The sequence below is a fragment of the Aedoeadaptatus coxii genome, from assembly GCF_001553115.1.
Taxonomy (GTDB): domain Bacteria; phylum Bacillota; class Clostridia; order Tissierellales; family Peptoniphilaceae; genus Aedoeadaptatus; species Aedoeadaptatus coxii.
This window is the reverse complement of record NZ_KQ960171.1, coordinates 1-16,060: the sequence shown is the minus strand read 5'-3', so window position 1 is coordinate 16,060 and position 16,060 is coordinate 1. Positions and strand designations below refer to the sequence as shown.

General features: G+C 50.2%; 20 protein-coding genes. 6 read left to right on the top strand and 14 right to left on the bottom strand.

Features of this window, described 5'->3' with window-relative positions:
* Positions 1-6 precede the first annotated feature (6 nt).
* From wecB to HMPREF1863_RS02120, 12 genes are all read right to left on the bottom strand, one after another.
* Positions 7-1,119 (bottom strand): non-hydrolyzing UDP-N-acetylglucosamine 2-epimerase, encoded by a 1,113-nt coding sequence (wecB, locus tag HMPREF1863_RS02175; RefSeq protein WP_068366998.1) that lies wholly within the window; start codon positions 1,117-1,119, stop codon positions 7-9.
* Positions 1,116-2,150: a glycosyltransferase family 4 protein gene (locus HMPREF1863_RS02170; RefSeq protein ID WP_068366996.1), complete on the bottom strand. Its 1,035-nt coding sequence runs from the start codon at positions 2,148-2,150 to the stop codon at positions 1,116-1,118. The genes wecB and HMPREF1863_RS02170 overlap by 4 nt, the downstream gene beginning before the upstream one ends.
* Positions 2,151-2,153: 3 nt before the next feature.
* Complete coding sequence (gene upp / locus HMPREF1863_RS02165) at positions 2,154-2,783, bottom strand: uracil phosphoribosyltransferase (protein ID WP_068366994.1); 630 nt, start codon at positions 2,781-2,783, stop codon at positions 2,154-2,156.
* Positions 2,771-3,214: a ribose 5-phosphate isomerase B gene (gene rpiB, locus HMPREF1863_RS02160; RefSeq protein ID WP_068366992.1), complete on the bottom strand. Its 444-nt coding sequence runs from the start codon at positions 3,212-3,214 to the stop codon at positions 2,771-2,773. The genes upp and rpiB overlap by 13 nt, the downstream gene beginning before the upstream one ends.
* Complete coding sequence (locus HMPREF1863_RS02155; protein WP_068366990.1) at positions 3,211-3,639, bottom strand: arsenate reductase/protein-tyrosine-phosphatase family protein; 429 nt, start codon at positions 3,637-3,639, stop codon at positions 3,211-3,213. The genes rpiB and HMPREF1863_RS02155 overlap by 4 nt, the downstream gene beginning before the upstream one ends.
* Positions 3,636-4,685: an L-threonylcarbamoyladenylate synthase gene (locus tag HMPREF1863_RS02150; RefSeq protein WP_068366989.1), complete on the bottom strand. Its 1,050-nt coding sequence runs from the start codon at positions 4,683-4,685 to the stop codon at positions 3,636-3,638. The genes HMPREF1863_RS02155 and HMPREF1863_RS02150 overlap by 4 nt, the downstream gene beginning before the upstream one ends.
* Positions 4,686-4,747: 62 nt before the next feature.
* Entirely contained in the window at positions 4,748-5,440 is a 693-nt protein-coding gene (locus HMPREF1863_RS02145) for an alpha/beta hydrolase family protein (protein ID WP_068366987.1), read from the bottom strand.
* Position 5,441: 1 nt separating this feature from the next.
* Positions 5,442-6,098 carry a uracil-DNA glycosylase gene (gene ung / locus HMPREF1863_RS02140; protein WP_068366985.1) on the bottom strand — a complete coding sequence of 219 codons (657 nt, stop codon included), beginning with the start codon at positions 6,096-6,098 and terminating at the stop codon, positions 5,442-5,444.
* Positions 6,099-6,107: 9 nt separating this feature from the next.
* Positions 6,108-7,442 (bottom strand): TrkA C-terminal domain-containing protein, encoded by a 1,335-nt coding sequence (locus HMPREF1863_RS02135; RefSeq protein ID WP_068366983.1) that lies wholly within the window; start codon positions 7,440-7,442, stop codon positions 6,108-6,110.
* A gap of 8 nt (positions 7,443-7,450) precedes the next feature.
* On the bottom strand, positions 7,451-8,905 hold the full coding sequence (locus HMPREF1863_RS02130; protein ID WP_068366982.1) for a TrkH family potassium uptake protein: 1,455 nt from the start codon (positions 8,903-8,905) through the stop codon (positions 7,451-7,453).
* Entirely contained in the window at positions 8,883-10,262 is a 1,380-nt protein-coding gene (trkA, locus tag HMPREF1863_RS02125) for a Trk system potassium transporter TrkA (RefSeq protein ID WP_068366980.1), read from the bottom strand. The genes HMPREF1863_RS02130 and trkA overlap by 23 nt, the downstream gene beginning before the upstream one ends.
* A gap of 13 nt (positions 10,263-10,275) precedes the next feature.
* Positions 10,276-10,512, bottom strand: a complete 237-nt coding sequence (locus HMPREF1863_RS02120) for a DUF896 domain-containing protein (protein ID WP_068366978.1) — start codon at positions 10,510-10,512, stop codon at positions 10,276-10,278.
* A 73-nt stretch (positions 10,513-10,585) separates the two neighbouring features.
* Here HMPREF1863_RS02120 and HMPREF1863_RS02115 point away from each other — a divergent pair, with 73 nt between their 5' ends.
* Positions 10,586-11,110 carry an LURP-one-related/scramblase family protein gene (locus tag HMPREF1863_RS02115; protein ID WP_068366976.1) on the top strand — a complete coding sequence of 175 codons (525 nt, stop codon included), beginning with the start codon at positions 10,586-10,588 and terminating at the stop codon, positions 11,108-11,110.
* An 87-nt stretch (positions 11,111-11,197) separates the two neighbouring features.
* Positions 11,198-11,629: an LbetaH domain-containing protein gene (locus HMPREF1863_RS02110; protein WP_068366973.1), complete on the top strand. Its 432-nt coding sequence runs from the start codon at positions 11,198-11,200 to the stop codon at positions 11,627-11,629.
* Here HMPREF1863_RS02110 and HMPREF1863_RS02105 read toward each other — a convergent pair.
* Positions 11,610-12,056: a nucleoside deaminase gene (locus tag HMPREF1863_RS02105; protein WP_068366971.1), complete on the bottom strand. Its 447-nt coding sequence runs from the start codon at positions 12,054-12,056 to the stop codon at positions 11,610-11,612. The genes HMPREF1863_RS02110 and HMPREF1863_RS02105 overlap by 20 nt on opposite strands.
* Positions 12,057-12,138: 82 nt before the next feature.
* Here HMPREF1863_RS02105 and HMPREF1863_RS02100 point away from each other — a divergent pair, with 82 nt between their 5' ends.
* The 4 genes from HMPREF1863_RS02100 to HMPREF1863_RS02085 all read left to right on the top strand — a co-directional run bounded on the left by HMPREF1863_RS02100 (position 12,139) and on the right by HMPREF1863_RS02085 (position 15,502).
* Positions 12,139-12,969: a M55 family metallopeptidase gene (locus HMPREF1863_RS02100; protein WP_068366969.1), complete on the top strand. Its 831-nt coding sequence runs from the start codon at positions 12,139-12,141 to the stop codon at positions 12,967-12,969.
* A gap of 23 nt (positions 12,970-12,992) precedes the next feature.
* A complete protein-coding gene (locus HMPREF1863_RS02095) occupies positions 12,993-13,637 on the top strand; it encodes an HAD family hydrolase (RefSeq protein WP_068366967.1) in 645 nt (214 codons plus the stop codon).
* Positions 13,634-14,197: a VanZ family protein gene (locus HMPREF1863_RS02090; protein WP_068366964.1), complete on the top strand. Its 564-nt coding sequence runs from the start codon at positions 13,634-13,636 to the stop codon at positions 14,195-14,197. Before HMPREF1863_RS02095 ends, HMPREF1863_RS02090 begins: the two co-directional genes overlap by 4 nt.
* A gap of 78 nt (positions 14,198-14,275) precedes the next feature.
* A complete protein-coding gene (locus HMPREF1863_RS02085; protein WP_068366962.1) occupies positions 14,276-15,502 on the top strand; it encodes a hypothetical protein in 1,227 nt (408 codons plus the stop codon).
* Here the strand turns inward: HMPREF1863_RS02085 and HMPREF1863_RS02080 are convergent.
* Positions 15,492-15,683 carry a PspC domain-containing protein gene (locus tag HMPREF1863_RS02080; RefSeq protein WP_068366959.1) on the bottom strand — a complete coding sequence of 64 codons (192 nt, stop codon included), beginning with the start codon at positions 15,681-15,683 and terminating at the stop codon, positions 15,492-15,494. The two genes, HMPREF1863_RS02085 and HMPREF1863_RS02080, sit on opposite strands and share 11 nt — an antisense overlap.
* Between the last annotated feature and the right edge of the window lie 377 nt (positions 15,684-16,060).

Here is a 16,060-nt window from a genome sequence, read left to right as displayed (position 1 = left end):
AAACTCCTATTTCAGCTTGTCTTTTAAAATAATATCTACGATGCGCTCGGCGGCTTTGCCGTCGCCGTAAGGATTGACGGCTTGAGCCATGGACTCGTAAGCATTTTGATCGTCGAGCAGGGTTTTAAGGGCGCTGTAAAGTTTTTCTTCGTCGGTGCCTACGAGCTTTGCGGTTTTCGCTTCTACCCCTTCCCAGCGTTCCGTTTCTTCCCGCGCCACGAGAACGGGCACGCCGAAATGAGGCGCTTCTTCTTGAATGCCGCCGCTGTCGGTGACGACGATGTTGCTTCTCGCCATGAGATTGGAGAAGGGAAGATAATCCATGGGCTCGATGCGATGTACGTTTTTCGCGCCGCCGAAAGCTTCTTCGGCGATGGCGCGCACTTTCGGATTAAGGTGCATGGGGAAAACCACTTCCACGTCGTCGTATGCGTCGGCGATGCGGCGCACGGCGCGAAACACGCGCTCCATAGGCTCCCCTAAGTTTTCTCTTCGGTGGCAGGTCAGGAGGATTACCCGTTTGTTATCGAAGTCGATGGCGTTTAACGAAGGCTCGTCGAAGACGAAATCTTTCCGCTCCGTGTAGGCCAATGCGTCGATGACGGTGTTTCCCGTAATGTAAATTTTCTCGTCGTCATAGCCTTCTTTTAAGAGGTTTTGCCGATTGGATTCCGTCGGCGCAAAATGGTATTCGGCGAGGACGCCGGTCAGTTTGCGATTGGCCTCTTCGGGATAGGGGGAGTAAAGATTATGGCTTCTGAGCCCGGCTTCCACGTGGCCGATGGGAATCCGATGATAAAAAGCGGAAAGGGCGGCGGCGAACACCGTCGAGGTATCCCCTTGCACCAATAAAAGATCGGGCTTCAGCTCGTTCAATACATCTTCCAGGCCGCGAAGGCTTCTCACGGCGATGTCCGTCAAGCTTTGACCGGGGGTAAAGATATCCAAATCCACATCCGGTTTTATGTCGAAAATAGCGAGGACCTGATCCAGCATTTCCCGGTGTTGACCGGTGACGGCGACGTAGCTTTCGATTTCTTTTCGCTTTTTCAGTTCCAAGACGATAGGCGCCATTTTAATGGCTTCGGGCCGTGTGCCGAATACGGAAAGTACTTTCAATTTTCTTCCTCTCTCTCATTTAAAAATCCAAGCATTAAGGCGAGAATGCCGACGGCGGCTAAAATAATCAAGGCGGCGATTAAGCCGTTTTTTTCGTGCATGGTGCTTACGATGTTACCGATGATGCCGAAAATAACACTGACGCTGTAAAGGGCGAGAACCGTTTGCTTTTGGTTAAAGCCGTGGCGCAAAAGGCGATGGTGTAAATGGCCTTTGTCCGCCTGGGTCACGCTCTTACCCGAAAGTTTTCTCCGGATCATGGCGAAGGTGGTGTCGAAGACGGGCACTGCCAAAATCAACACGGGAATAAACACGGTAATGAGCGCCACGGATTTCATAACGCCTTGTATGGACAAAAAGCTCAGAGTAAATCCTAAAAAGAGCGCTCCCGTATCCCCCATAAATATTTTGGCGGGATTAAAGTTAAAGGGCAAAAAGCCGATGCAGCTACCTGCCAAAATGGCAGCGAACATGCTCATTTCCCCGTGATCCAAGCGGTGCGCCACAAACATTAAGCTAATGGAAGCAATGGCGCTGATGCCGCAGGCGAGGCCGTCGAGCCCGTCGATTAAGTTAATGGTGTTGGTAATGCCCACGACCCAAAAAATCGTAATGGGGATGGCGAGCCACTGTAAATTGACGAGAAGATTAGTGCCGTAAAAGGGATTGGTGAAAAAGCTGATTTTCACACCACCGGCGATTAATATAACCGCCGCCACAATTTGGATGCCGAATTTATAGCGCGGCGGCATATCGTATTTGTCGTCGTAAAGGCCGGAAAAAGCGATAAGGGATGCGCCGATCATGTAGACGATGTTTTCCCTGTCCAAGGGCAAAAACACGAGGACGCCGAGCATGGCGGCGAAGTAAATGGCAAGGCCTCCGCTCAGGGGAATGGCTTTTTTATGCACGCGCCTTTCGTCTTTTGGAACATCCATAAAGCCCGCGCTCATGGCCCACTTTCTCACCGGCGGCGTGGCGAGAAAACTGATGATCGCCGCTATAAAAAACGGTAATATCATGGTCTTCATAAATTACTTCGTCCCGAAAATTCTATCTCCCGCATCGCCGAGACCCGGCACGATGTATGCGTTGTCGTCGAGTTTTTCGTCGATACACGATACGTAAATGTCTACATCGGGATGAGCTTTTTGAAGGGCTTCCATTCCTTCAGGAGCCGCAAGTAAACAGAGGGCGCGAATGTGGCTTGCTCCTCTTTCTTTGACAAAATCGATAGCCGCCGCTAAAGAACCGCCCGTAGCGAGCATGGGATCGACGATAATGACTTCCCGTTCGGAAACGTCTTTCGGGAGTTTGCAGTAATATTCAACCGGTTGAAGGGTTTCCGGATCGCGGTAAAGACCGATATGACCTACGCGGGCGCCGGGAACTAAGTTTAATAGCCCATCGACCATGCCGAGTCCCGCTCTTAAAACGGGAACGATAACGGGTTTTTTACCCGCCATTTCTTTGCCCGTGGCCGTTCCCATAGGCGTTTGAATGACTTTATCTTGAATGGGCAAATCTCTCGTCAATTCGTGACCCATGAGCATGGTAATTTCCGTCAACAATTGGCGAAAATCTTTACTCGATGTGTTTACGTCTCTCAGGAGCGTCAATTTGTGTTGAATTAAAGGGTGATCGGTTACAGTTACTTTTCCCATACTTCCTCCTCAATAGCTTCCACGCGGCGAATATGTCGGCCGCCTTCAAATGGTTCTTCTAAAAATACATCGGCGATTTCCTTTGTCATGTCGCCGCCGATGGTACGCGCGCCCATGGAAATCATGTTGGCGTCGTTGTGGCGGCGGCAAAGGGCGGCGGAATAGGGCTCGGACACCATGGCGCAGCGAATGCCCTTTACTTTATTGGCGGCGATGCCGATGCCGATGCCGGATCCGCAGATCACAATGCCCCGCTCGCATTCTCCGCTCGCTACCAGTTGCGCCGCTTTTTTACCGAATTCGGGATAATCCACCGATTCCGTAGAATCCGTGCCCACGTCGACGACGGTGTGGCCTTTTTCTTCCAAATACGCTTTTAGCGCTTCCTTTCTGCGAAAGCCGCCGTGATCGGCGCCCATGGCGATTTTCATAGCTCTCCCTCCTCGAATTTACGCTCGATTTCTTTCATCAAACTATTTTTCGTAAAGCGGTAAATGGTCATGTCAGCACCGAAGGGATCGATCACGTCTTTTTCGGCGAATGGCTCGATTTTATCGCTGTAAGCCGGCCAGCCGCGCTTTAAATTCGCCGCCATGGTGTGGGTCATGACGTAAATTTTATCCGCCCATTCCAAATCTTTTTCGGTAAGGGTTTTGGCTCTATGAAAACTTCCATTAATGCCCTCTTCCGCCAACACTTTCAACGCGCCATGGCTCATGCCCTCGCCGTCGTGAGCCGCCATGCCGCGGCTTCTGACGGTGTAGCCGAGATTGCGCTTGTCCGCTTCCACTTCCGTCAACACTTTTGCCATGGGGCTGCGGCATGTGTTGCCCGTGCAAATGTAGAGAATGTTCACAGTCCTAAAACCACCTTTCCGCCGCAAGCCTTTAAGAGACGGTTCATAATGCCGACGCCGAGGCCGCGAAAATCGAAGCCTTCTACGAAGATGACGTCGATGTCTTCTTCGTCGCATCGCCTTAAACTGTCGAAAAGATCGTGGGCGATTGATTCAAGTTCTTCCCGAGAGCCCATGTCGATTAAAAGATCCATTCCTTCATAGGCCTCTTTCGTTTCCGTCGTACATAAAACCGCCGTGCGTTTCGACGGCTCCGTTTCCTTGATGCGCCGATTAATTTCTTTGGCGATGTTTCGCAAATCGCCGGCGAAAAGCGTGGCGTCACCTTTCGGCGCGTAATGTCTGTATTTTTGTCCCGGACTTTTGGGAACCTCGTGATTGGAGGCGTCGATGGTCGTCTGGTCGATGCCCACTTCCCCGATAATCGCCTCTAAATCTTCTTTCGTGACGCCGCCCGGGCGATAAATCACCGGCGGATCTACCGTAACGTCCAGCACCGTGGATTCGATGCCCACATGGCTGTCGCCGGAATCGACGATCATGGGTACCTTCCCCTTCATATCTTCCAAGACATGGGAAAGGCGCGTAGGCGACGGCCTGCCTGATGTATTGGCACTCGGCGCCGCGACGGGAATGGCCGCTTCTTTTAGAATTTCGTGGGCGATGGGGTGTGACGGCATGCGAATGGCCACCGTGTCCGCCCCTGCCGTAATACTGTCGGGCACCATGTCCGAACGCTCGAAAATCAGCGTCAAAGGCCCCGGCCAAAACATATCCATGCAGTCCTTTCCCTTGGGCGGAATCACTTTGACGAGATCCAGCACCTGCTCGGGATCGGCAATGTGAAGAATCAGGGGATTATCCTTGGGGCGCCCCTTGACGGCAAAAATTTTATCTACCGCCTCGTCGTTTAAACCGTCGGCACCTAAACCGTAAACCGTTTCCGTGGGAAAGATGACCAATTCGCCGGCGCGTAAAAGATCCGCCGCCTCTTTAATCTTTTCCCGTTCATCGATTGTATCTATGTGTAAAACTTTCGTTTCCATGGATTCCTCCTCAACTGTTCATTATAACACATGGCAGCCACTGCTTCGGAGGAATCGGGGAATTAGAGTTCCTCTAAAAAGGCCAGCGACAACTCCATCATATTGGTGGTCACTACGTGGGATGTCATTTCCATGCATTCGTAGACCAAAGGCTTCGTTCCCTTGTGAAGGGGGCGAATGGCCTCGTAATAGTTTTTTTGGTACACGGGGTTCACTGATTGATCCGCTTCTCCGTTGAGCATCAAAATGGCTTTTTCCACGTGATCTTCCACGTGACGGATGGGATTCAGTTCTTCGATTTTTTCCTTATACGGCCCTTTGGCCATGGCTTGCCAATCCCCCATGCCGTTGAGCGCCATTACCCCCGTTACATCGCCTTTAGACAAAAGCCCCATGGCGGTAAAACCGCCGAGGGAATGGCCGCAGACAATCCGCTTATAGTTGGGAAAAACATCGTCTAAGTACTTTGCCACGACCTCGTATTCCTCGATATTTTGTAAAAGCACTTGGGGCAGCTTGTTCATATCGCGATCGTAATCGTAGCTTCCCCTGGAATCGTGAAGGCTTTCTTCCACGATGAGAACGGGATAGCCTGCCGCCGCCCAAATGCTTGCGCGGAAACGGGAAGAGGTTACGCTGCTTCCCCAGCCGTGGTAATAAATGAGGACAATGTCTTTTTTAATGGTCGCAGGCTCGATTAAAAGGGCGGGAATAGTTCCCGCACAAACCGCCTTTTCTTTTACATTGAAATACATCTTATCTCCAATCTATGGGCGCCACGCCCCGTTTCCTTAAGTAATCGTTGGTTTTTGAAAAGCATTTACAACCGAAAAATCCACGATAAGCCGATAACGGCGACGGATGAGGAGATTCTAAAATCAAATGCTCTTTATTATGAATCAGCCGCTTCTTTCCCCGGGCGTGGGCGCCCCAAAGTATAAAGACCACGGGCTCTTTTTTATTTCCGATACATTGGATAACCTTATCCGTAAAAATTTCCCAGCCTATTTTGCCGTGGCTCAGGGGCTGCCCGGAACGCACGGTAAGGGTGGTGTTTAACAGCAACACGCCCTGTTTTGCCCAGGGCGTCAAATCGCCGTCTTCCCGTTTAATGCCCATATCTTCTTCCAGTTCTTTGTAAATGTTTACGAGGGAAGGTGGCAGTTTCATGCCCTTAGGCACGGAAAAGGAAAGGCCTTGAGCCTGGCCTTCGCCGTGATAGGGATCCTGTCCGAGGATCACCACTTTCGTGTCACCGAAGGAGGTGAGCCGCATGGCGCGGAAAATATTTTGCGCTTCGGGAAAAATGCGTTGGTGCGCGTATTCCTTCAGGAGCAAACGGCGCAGATCCAAATAATAGTCTTTTCCCATTTCCTCCGCCATAATGGCGTCCCAATCGTTACCGAATTGCATAAGCCCCCCTTAAAGTGAAAACAGTTCCGTCAGGAAACGCTTCGGTTTCCGCCGCACAAATAAATGAAGATCTCCTGCGCTTTCCGGCAAGAGGAAGAGAATCAGGCGATCTCCCGCTTTTAAGACGGTCTTGCCCTTGGCGAGAATACTTTCTCCTCCGCGGTCGATGCCGCCGATTAAAAAGCCCACGGAAAGATTTAATTCTTCAATGGTTTTATCGCAGGCAAAGGCGTCGTCTTTTAAGACGATTTCGTAAATATCCAAATTTCCCGGGAAAAGGTGAAGGGAAATATCCGGATGGCCGAATAAATTATGTTTGATGCGCTGGGAAACCAATAGTTCCCCGGAAAAAATGCCCCCGTTGTGGCTTACGTCCACAATGCCCATAAACCGCTCGTCTCGCAAACAAAGGGCCACATTTTCCATATGGGCATTGCGCGCCGCCGTAGCCGCCAAAAAATTATTGGCGTCGCTTGAGGATGCGGCGATAAAACCGTCGAAAGATTCCACGTCGACATTTTCCAAAATATCCATTATGGGCTTGTTTTTAGGAATGGTGACGCTGCCTCGGCGCTTCACGTTGCCGATGGTCACCGTGTCCACATTGCGATCGGACAGAAAGGATTCGATACACGCCGCGCCGCGACTGTCGCCGTAAATTAAAAACTTTTGCGTATCCTCTTCGTCGAAGAGCAATACGCGAACGTGGCGTCGTCTGAATCGGCGAATGGCATCCATGCTCCCGATCATGCGGAGCACGTCGTTGGCTTCGAGAACCGTGTTGCCGTCGGGAACGATGATCCGCCCGTCGCGGCGAATGACCACGAGAACCAAATCTTCAAAGGGCCCGATATCTCGAACGCGCCGACCGACAAATCCCGGGTGATCGCCGATATCCCATTTGATGAGAGCGAAACCGAAGTTTTCGAAAACCTCGGTTTGCATGCCCTCTTCGGCGTAGAAAAAGCGATGGACGCGCTCGGCTAAATATTTTCCGTAATCATAGACGTAATCGATGCCGAAGCGCTCTTTTTCCCGCTCTAAAAGTTCGCCGAGGCCGGGGTCGTAGGCTACAAAATGTACGGGTACGTTCATGGCACTAATATGCCCGGCGAGGGCTAAAGCCCCCGGCGTGCGATCGCAAAAGACGACGGCGTCGGTTTTGAATTCGTCGTCGTCTAAAAAATCCCGAACGTCGTCGAAAAATTCCACGGGGAACTCTCGATATTCATCAAAACGCCCCGCTCCTCTTTCAATTCGAAATTCAACGTCGTGGCCTTCCCGCTCCAACGTCTGGGCGAGCAGGCGACTGCCCGGTTCCGTTCCGATAATGGTAATATGCATAGTCTCTCCTAATCCATTAACTGATTGCCGTGTCCCATGGTGAATAATCCGAGGACGGTGAAAAATTCCAAGCGCCCCAGCAGCATAAGGGCAGAAAAGATAAGTTTATAGCCCGCGCCGAAGCTTGAAAATGTGTTGGTGGGCCCGACGCCTGCAAATCCCGGCCCGACATTGGAAAGGCAGGTAAGGGATCCCGAAAAGGCCGTCAGAAAGTCTACGCCGGATAAACTCACGATCACCGTGGCGACGGCGAGAATCATAAAGTACACCACGGAAAAGGCGACGATGCCGAGAATGACACGATCCTCTACGATTTTTCCGTTGACGCGAATGGGTATGACGGCGTTGGGGTGAATGGATTTAAAAATCTCCCGCTTGACGATTTTCCAAAGGACGAGGATGCGAATAATTTTCATACCCCCTGCCGTGGAGCCGGCGCAGGATCCGAAGAAGTAAAGGCCGAGTAGAATACATTTTGAAAAGCCCGGCCAAAAATCGTAATCCATGGAGGCGAAGCCCGATGTGGAAATAATACTCGTCACCTGAAAGGCCGCCTCGCGGAATCCGAGGCCGATTTTCATCCCCGTGCCGAAAATTAAATCCACGGCGATGAGGACGATGGCGGAGATGACGATTCTTAAATACAATCGGTACTCCTCGTCTAAAAACATATCCCGCCAATGGCCGGTAGCCAGTCGAGAATATAAACTGAAGTTCGTGCCGCACATCACCATGAAAATGGACATGGTGACGAGTACCGGCGTATTATTCGTGTACTGTCCCGCCGAGGCCACGTGGGAAGAAAATCCTCCGGTGCCGACGACCCCTAAGGTATGGATGACGGAATCGAAGGCGGTCATGCCGAATAGCTTTAACAACACAAAGAGGACGACGGTAATCAATAAGTAAATTTTGTAAAGAGTGACGGCGGTGTTTTTCATTCTGGGTTCCACTTTACCTGCCACAGGCCCGGGCGTTTCCGCTTTAAAAATGCGGAAGCCATTGGTGCCCGCTCTCGGCAAAAGAGCTAGGGTAAACACGAGAATCCCCATGCCGCCGATCCAGTGAGTCATGCTGCGCCAAAGCACCAAGCTTTTATCCACAATTTCGATATTGTCGATCACCGAGGCTCCCGTCGTGGTAAAGCCCGATACGATTTCAAAAATAGCGTCGATATAGGTGGGCGTCGCTCCACCGAGATAGAGTGGAACGGCACCGAAAATAGATGCGATAAACCATCCCGCAGCGACGATGAAAAGCCCGTCGCGGCCGCGAAGGTGTTCGTCTTTTTTCGGCACTAAAAACAGCGCCACCCCCGCCAGGGCGCAAAGACCGATGGCGATTAAAAACGCCATGACGCTCCCTTCCCCGTTGACTTTGGCATAAATCAAAGGCGGCAACATAAAAGCCCCTTCCACGGCGAGCAGCAAGCCTAAAACATCAAATGCCGCGCCAAAATTCATTGAAGAATCCTCCTCGATTGGTGTAGAAATAATTTTTCATGGTTCGCACATTTTTATGTTTGCAGAACACGATAATGCGATCCCCTTGTTGCAGTTTCGATTGGCCGCTTGGAATAATGACATCCTGCCCTCTTACGATGGCGGCGATTAAAATCCCCTTGGGCAGCGAAAGATCCATTAAGGGCGTATTTAAAATTTTCAAATTATCGTTTAATTTAATTTCGGCGATTTCCGTATCCCCGTCGTACATTAAGTTAATGGCCAGGGCGTCTTTTCCGCGAATGAGCTTTAAAATAATCGATGCCGTAATAAAACTGGGATTGAACGTGGCGTCGAGATTTAATTTGTCCAACACATTAATAAAGTTTACACGGGAAATTTTCGCTACGGATTTCGTAATGCCCTCTTCTTTCATGGAAAGGGCCATTAAAATATTCGTCTCGTCGATGCCCGTAGCGCCGACAAAGGCGTCGTAAGAGTGGATCACTTCCTCTTCCAGCACGTTGAAATCCGTGCCGTCGCCGTGAATAACCACCGCTTCGGGATGGCGCTCTTTCAATGCTATCGCCTTGTCGTGATCTTTTTCGATGACGAGGACGTCGATTCTGTCTTTCAATAAGAGGCCGCAGAGATAATCGCCGAGCTTGCCGCCCCCTAAAATCATGACGCTCTTCGTCGGCTTCACCGCCTGCACATTGGAATGAAGGCGATCAAATTCGTCGATGCTCTTTCGCGCGCCGATGACGAGGATCACGTCATTTTTCTTCAACATGGTACTGCCGTTGGGAATAAAGGTGTAGCCCTTTCGAGAAACGGCGGCGATAAGGAGATTATGGAGATTGTTTAAATCCATGAGTTTTTTATTGACGAACTCCTGCTCCTGCCCTACGTTAAATTCCACGAGTTTTACCTTTCCCCCGGCGAACTCGTCGCTCATCAGAGAGTATTTTTTCAGCAAATACTTTTCGATGGCGGTGGCGGCGGCATGTTCGGGATTGATGACGTAGTCGATATCCAATTCTTCCTTAATAAGGCGAATTTGGGAATGGTATTCCGGATTACGAATACGGGCGATGGCGCGCTTACACCCCATTTTTTTGGCGATACTCGTTACCAACACATTGGATTCGTCGCTGGTGACCGTGCCGATAATCATATCGTATTTCTCGATATTCAGTTCTTTTAAAATATTAAAATCCAACGCATTGCCCGTAATGGTCAAAACGTCCAACTCGTTATTTACCTTTTGAATCACTCGGGGATCATTATCGAGCACCGTGATCTCTACATTTTCCTCCACGAGGGAACGGGCGAGTCGCATGCCCAATTTCCCCCCGCCTACAACCAATGCGCGCATGGTATTCTCCTTACTAATCCTCTTGATTTTTCGCTCTTTCTTCTTTCGCCTTCTTCAATTTTTCCGGGGTAATATCGTTGCCCTCTTCGTCTACGACCTTCGTATTTAAAAGCTGTTCGCGAAAGCCCTTTCTGAATTCCTTTAAATAGGCCTTGCGCAATCTGTCTCTCTCTTCCATTTCCTCCGGCGTCAATTCCCGTTCTTTTGCCAATTTCGCCAGCTCATTTATGCGCGGTAAGTAATCTATCATTATAAAACTCCTTTATCTGCTTTGTTGAATTTTCTTTACATTATAGTACAATGAAAAGGAAGGATGTGACAGCATGATACGATGTAGTTTACAAGCTATCTCGCGGATTCCCTCCGTCGTCGATTATACATTTTACGACGAAAGCGGTCTTAAACTTTTGGAAACTAAAGGCGACGTCATCCAAACGGGGATCGCCTCCGCCTTTCGCGAACTTCCCATTATACCCTATACTCTATCACTAATCGATGCCGATGGAAACGAGCGTTTTTCCCTAAAAAAGAAAACCCTCGTCACCCAAACTGCACCGGCATTTACTTTAGATTGTCCCCAGGGCTCTGTGGATTTTTTAGAAGACAAAGAGCGCTTCAGTTTGCCCAATACGTCCTTTTATTATAAAGGCGTACGCTACGATTTAACAGGCTTTGTCCGCGCCCGAACCTTTTACATAAAGTGCGGCGACGACGTCTTGGCGACTTTTAGGGGAAAACTCATTCCAGGCGGAAAAGAATACGCCATGGAGATTTCCTCCGACGCCCTTCCCCTCGCCGTTTATTTAGGCGCCGCCATCGTATTGGACGTATACTTTCACAGCTATTAAACCAGCCCGCCCTCAGCACATGCTCGGCAGCCGCGAGGGCGTTTTTTATCGCCATTTTCACATCATATTTTGAAAAATGAGGTTATAATGAATCATAAACTAAATTGCAAAGGCAATGTTCTTCTCGGAAACAATATTACCTGCGGCGACAACGTGGTGCTGGACGCAAAAGACGGCACCATTTGCGTAGGCGATGGTGTCGTCTTCGGAAATAATATTCACATTATCGGCGGCAAAGAAAATAAAACCGCCATCGGCCACTACGCCCATGTAGGAAATGACGTTACCGTCACCATGGCCTCTATTGGAGATTACAGCACGCTGAAAAAAGGCGTCGTCGTCGATCCCTTCGTCTACACCGGCGATTACAGTATCTTGGAAGAGAATGCCCACATGCCGCAACATGCCAAGCTTCCCTCCCGCGCCGTGGGCGAAGGCGATCCCTTTTCCATTACAAGAGGTCTTAGTGCCGAAGAACTGGCAAAAGCCAAAGGGCGCCTTAAGGGCGAAGATCTTTAAAAAAAGTGCGCATAAGCTCGCTGCATTCCCCTTGGAGAACGCCTCGACGCACCGTGACGCTGTGATTAAAGGCGCGAAAGGCCGCAAGGTTGACCACCGATCCCGCCGCGCCGAACCGCGGGTTTTCCGCGCCAATGACCAGGCGATCGATGCGGCCGTTTAAAATCGCCCCCATGCACATGGGGCAAGGCTCCACCGTCACGTAAAGGGTTCCGCCGATGCGCCTGCCCTTTTTCTTCGCCGCCTCGTCCAGGGCCATGATTTCCGCGTGAGCCAAAGGAGAATCCAAGGATTCAATTTCATTGTGTCCGCGGCCGATAATCTCGCCCTCATCGACGATCACACAGCCGATAGGCACCTCGCCCATGGCAGCGGATACTTTCGCCTCGTCCAGAGCCTGTGCCATAAAAAACGAATCTCGATCCATAACTACCTCCTCACTCTATCCTACCACGTGAGGCGGAAAAAATAGAAGCCCTAACACAACCCATTTCCCGGAAAGGAGTACCATGAACATTTACATTTCATTCGATATGGAAGGCATCGCCGGCATCGATCGCTTCAGCGACGAAATCAAACAAACCAAACGCTACAGCGACGCCATACACGCCCACGTTCGCGCCGTCATCGAAGGCATTCAACAATCGAGCCGCAACGACGATGTGGAACACATTACCATCGTAGACAGCCACGCAGAAGGCAAAAATTTAGATTACCTGCTCCTTTCGGAAATGGATCCCCGCATCGAACTCATTAGCGGCTATCCCCGAAAAGATTTTATGATGACCGCCCTCGAAGGCCACGACATCGTCTTTTTCTTAGGCTATCACGCCGGCAGCGGCCATCACCACGGCAACATGAACCACAGCTATTCCACCTATTTCCATCGCATTACCGTCAACGACATTAAAGTGTCAGAAGCATTGGTCAATCAAATCGTCGCCAAAGATTACCGCATTCCCGTAGGCCTGGTCATCGGCGACAGCGGGCTTTACGGCCAATTGGTTTTAGAAGGCTATATGCCCAATGTAGATTACGTCATTACAAAGGAAAGCTTAGGCCACAACGCCGTGCGCCACAAAAACTTTGCCGAACTTCGCCGGGAAATTATAGAAAAAGTGGGAAATGTCCTGTCAAAAGATTTTAAAACCCTTCCCCTCGGCGACATTTACGCGCCCTACCGCGTGGTCGTGGAAACCAATCGCACACTCCACGCCGACAAAGTGGAAATCGTGCCGGGCATTTCCCGCCTGGACGGCTACCGCGTAGGCTTTACGGCGCAAACGGGATTGGAACTCATCAACACACTTATGACACTGGAAGCCATGTGCCGCGTCTAGGGCACAAAACAGAAAGGAACGCTATGAAAGCCATCGCATTTGATTTTGACGGAACCCTTATCGATTCCATGGGCATGTGGCGCCGCTTGGGCCGCGACTTTGTGGAATCCAAAGGGAAAGAATACACCGACGCCATTCACGACAAAGTGACCACCATGAGTTTAAATCAATCCAGCGCTTTTTTTAAAAAAGAACTGGAACTCCCGGAATCAGTGGAGGAGATTTTTAACGAAATGGGCGACATTTTAAAGAACGGCTACTCCCACACCCTGCCCTTAAAAGAAGGGGCCATGGATCTCGTCAAGCGCGCCTATAAACGGGCGCCTATCGTCCTCGCCACCGCCACCAACGAAGAATTTTTAGGCCCGGCCTTGGAGCGATTTGGCTTAAATCCCTATTTCCAATTTATCCAAACCTGTAACGGCGTGGGTATCGAAAAAAGTGACGCGAGATTTTACGATATTCTCGCCAAAAAACTCGGCGAAAAACCGGAGGACATCCTCTTCTTCGACGACGCCCATTACGCCGTCGTAGCGGCAAAAGCATACGGCCTTTACACCATCGGCGTAAAAGACGATTCCAACGCCCCCTATTGGGACGACATCGTCGACACCGCCGACGAAGTAGTGGATAGCCTCCTTCATGTGGATTTGGAGCGATATTTTTGATCCGCTACGCACTAAAAGTGACGCCCCTACTTTTTGTCGTCGCCTTTTTAAGCTTTTCACTCCTTCGCACGCAAATCTTCGGTAAGTACAAAAAAAAGAGCAACCGCCGTCGCGAGCGATTACTCTTACTCTTTGCCACCTATTCCCTTTGGCTTCTCTTCTTTTTACTCGTCAACAACCGCATGCTGGAATCCTGGGGCGTGCCCTTGGGCGTGGATACGGAAAGCAGCGATTGGCAACTGAACCTCGTGCCCTTTAAAACATTGCAACTCTTTATCCATTACGGCTCCCCGTCGAGCATTTTCCTAAACATCTTCGGTAATATTTTAATCGCCATCCCCTTGGGTTTTTTAACGCCGGTTCTCTTCGAAAAAATGAAACAGCCGGGCTATTTATTTTTAGCCTACGGCATCATCTTCGTCGCCATCGAAGCCGTGCAATACCGCATTGGCAGAAGCGCCGACATCGACGACTGGCTCCTGAACATGGCGGGCATCGCCATCGGCTACATCCTTTCAAAACACCAAACACTTTTTCATCCCAAACGCTACAGACGATAGCACCGAAAAGGTGCTATTTTTTGTGCCCAACTTGCGAGGCATCGAGGGCTTTTCTATAATAAAGACAAGGAGGTCGCCATGCGAACCATATCTACCAAAGTGCGCGTTTCAAAAGCCAACGACGTGCAAATCGCCGACGCCTACCTGGCGCAAAACGAAACAGGCTTCGCCCTCGTCATCGACATCATCAACAACACTTACCAATCCATACACTATTTAAAATTAGACGTACTCTTTATCAACGCCTTCGGCAAATTCATTTTCGACGAAACCGTCTTTCAACACGGCTTTGAAAACCTGAACCTGAAGCCCAAATCCCTATCCTTTCTTCCCTACTGGATGCTCGACGAACGCCACCACACGGCGAGAGGCGTGCGCATCCGTATATCCGAAGTGCATTTCGACGACGGCACGCGAAAATACTACGATCGCACCAAAGAATACTACCAAACCGTGCCCATTATAACGAAAGAAAAAAAGGACGAACTGAAAAAACTCTTCGGTCCCGATTTTTATACCTACGGCGGCCGCTACCCCGAACTTTGGCGCTGCATTTGCGGCTTCGTTAACAGCCACGACGACGAAAACTGCCGCTACTGCAAACGCTCGAGGGATTTCGTGCTTTCCGCCGTGACCGAACGGCAAGTCAACAAAAAACTCTTCCAGCTCTACATCGACAGAGATCGGGAAAAAGCCGAGCAAGCCACCATCACCGAACAGACCATGCCCATTCGCCCCTTAGACGAAATCGACTTGGAACGAAGCGAAGAAAAAAAAGAACACACCCTTTCCAAGAAAAAGCGTATTCTTCTATTCGCCATCATATCCGTGAGCATTATCGCCCTAAGCGCCGTCGCCTTTAAAGCATACGACGGCGTCACCGTGCGCCGCCATTACGAAGAAGCGCAAAATTATATTGCCGCCGGCGATTACGACAGCGCATCCGCCATTTACGACACTCTGCCGCCCATTGTGGAAAACAAAGACATGGCGCTGAAAATCGAAGAACTCGACGGCTTAAAAGCTTCCGCCAATCATTACCGCCAAGGGCTGGAACTTCACCGCGCGGGAAACCTGCTCGGCGCTTACGCCCACTACCGAAAAGTCGTGGAAGGCGATCGCCAAAACTATTTAAACGCCGCCGCCATGATGGGCAGCATCGAAAACGCCACCCTTCGCCAAGGAGCCACACTCATCGCCGAAGGCAAACGGGACGAGGCAAAAACCCTGTTGGAAACCCTCTGCGAACTTAACCCCGAAAACAAAGAACTTCGCCGAGAAAGCGAAGCACTTGTTACCAAGTAGGTTCTTCGGGAATTAAAAGAGCGCAAATAATGTAAATCAAAAGACCGCTGCCGCCGCCCAACGCGAACAGCACCCATAAAATACGCACTAAGTTCGAATCAATGCCGAAATACTCGGCAATGCCGCCGCAGACCCCGGCAATCTTACGATCAGTAATACTTCTGGTTAATTGCTTATTCATCATAACCTCCTAAAAAATGCTAAGTACATTATACCCTTTCGGGAAAGGGGAGAGAACAAAAAAAAATAAAATCTGTATTCTCGCAAAATAATTGTTTTTGAATCGGTTTTACACAACCCGAAAACCATGTCGCGGGGAAGAGAGAAAGGGCTCAGAGGCAAAGGCCGCGTTTTCCTCTTCCCCGCGCGCCCCATCTCCCTTTCCGGCCGGCACTATAACGAAAAATGCCTACGGCATTTTCCTGATTATTGTCTGGCGCTAGAAGAAGTTACGCTCTAGCGAGAAATAAAATGTCACGCTCACCTTGTGACGGCAAAATACATCGCCTGAAACAAAACGTCACTATCCGCGACACAGCCCAATAGGAATTAAACGGC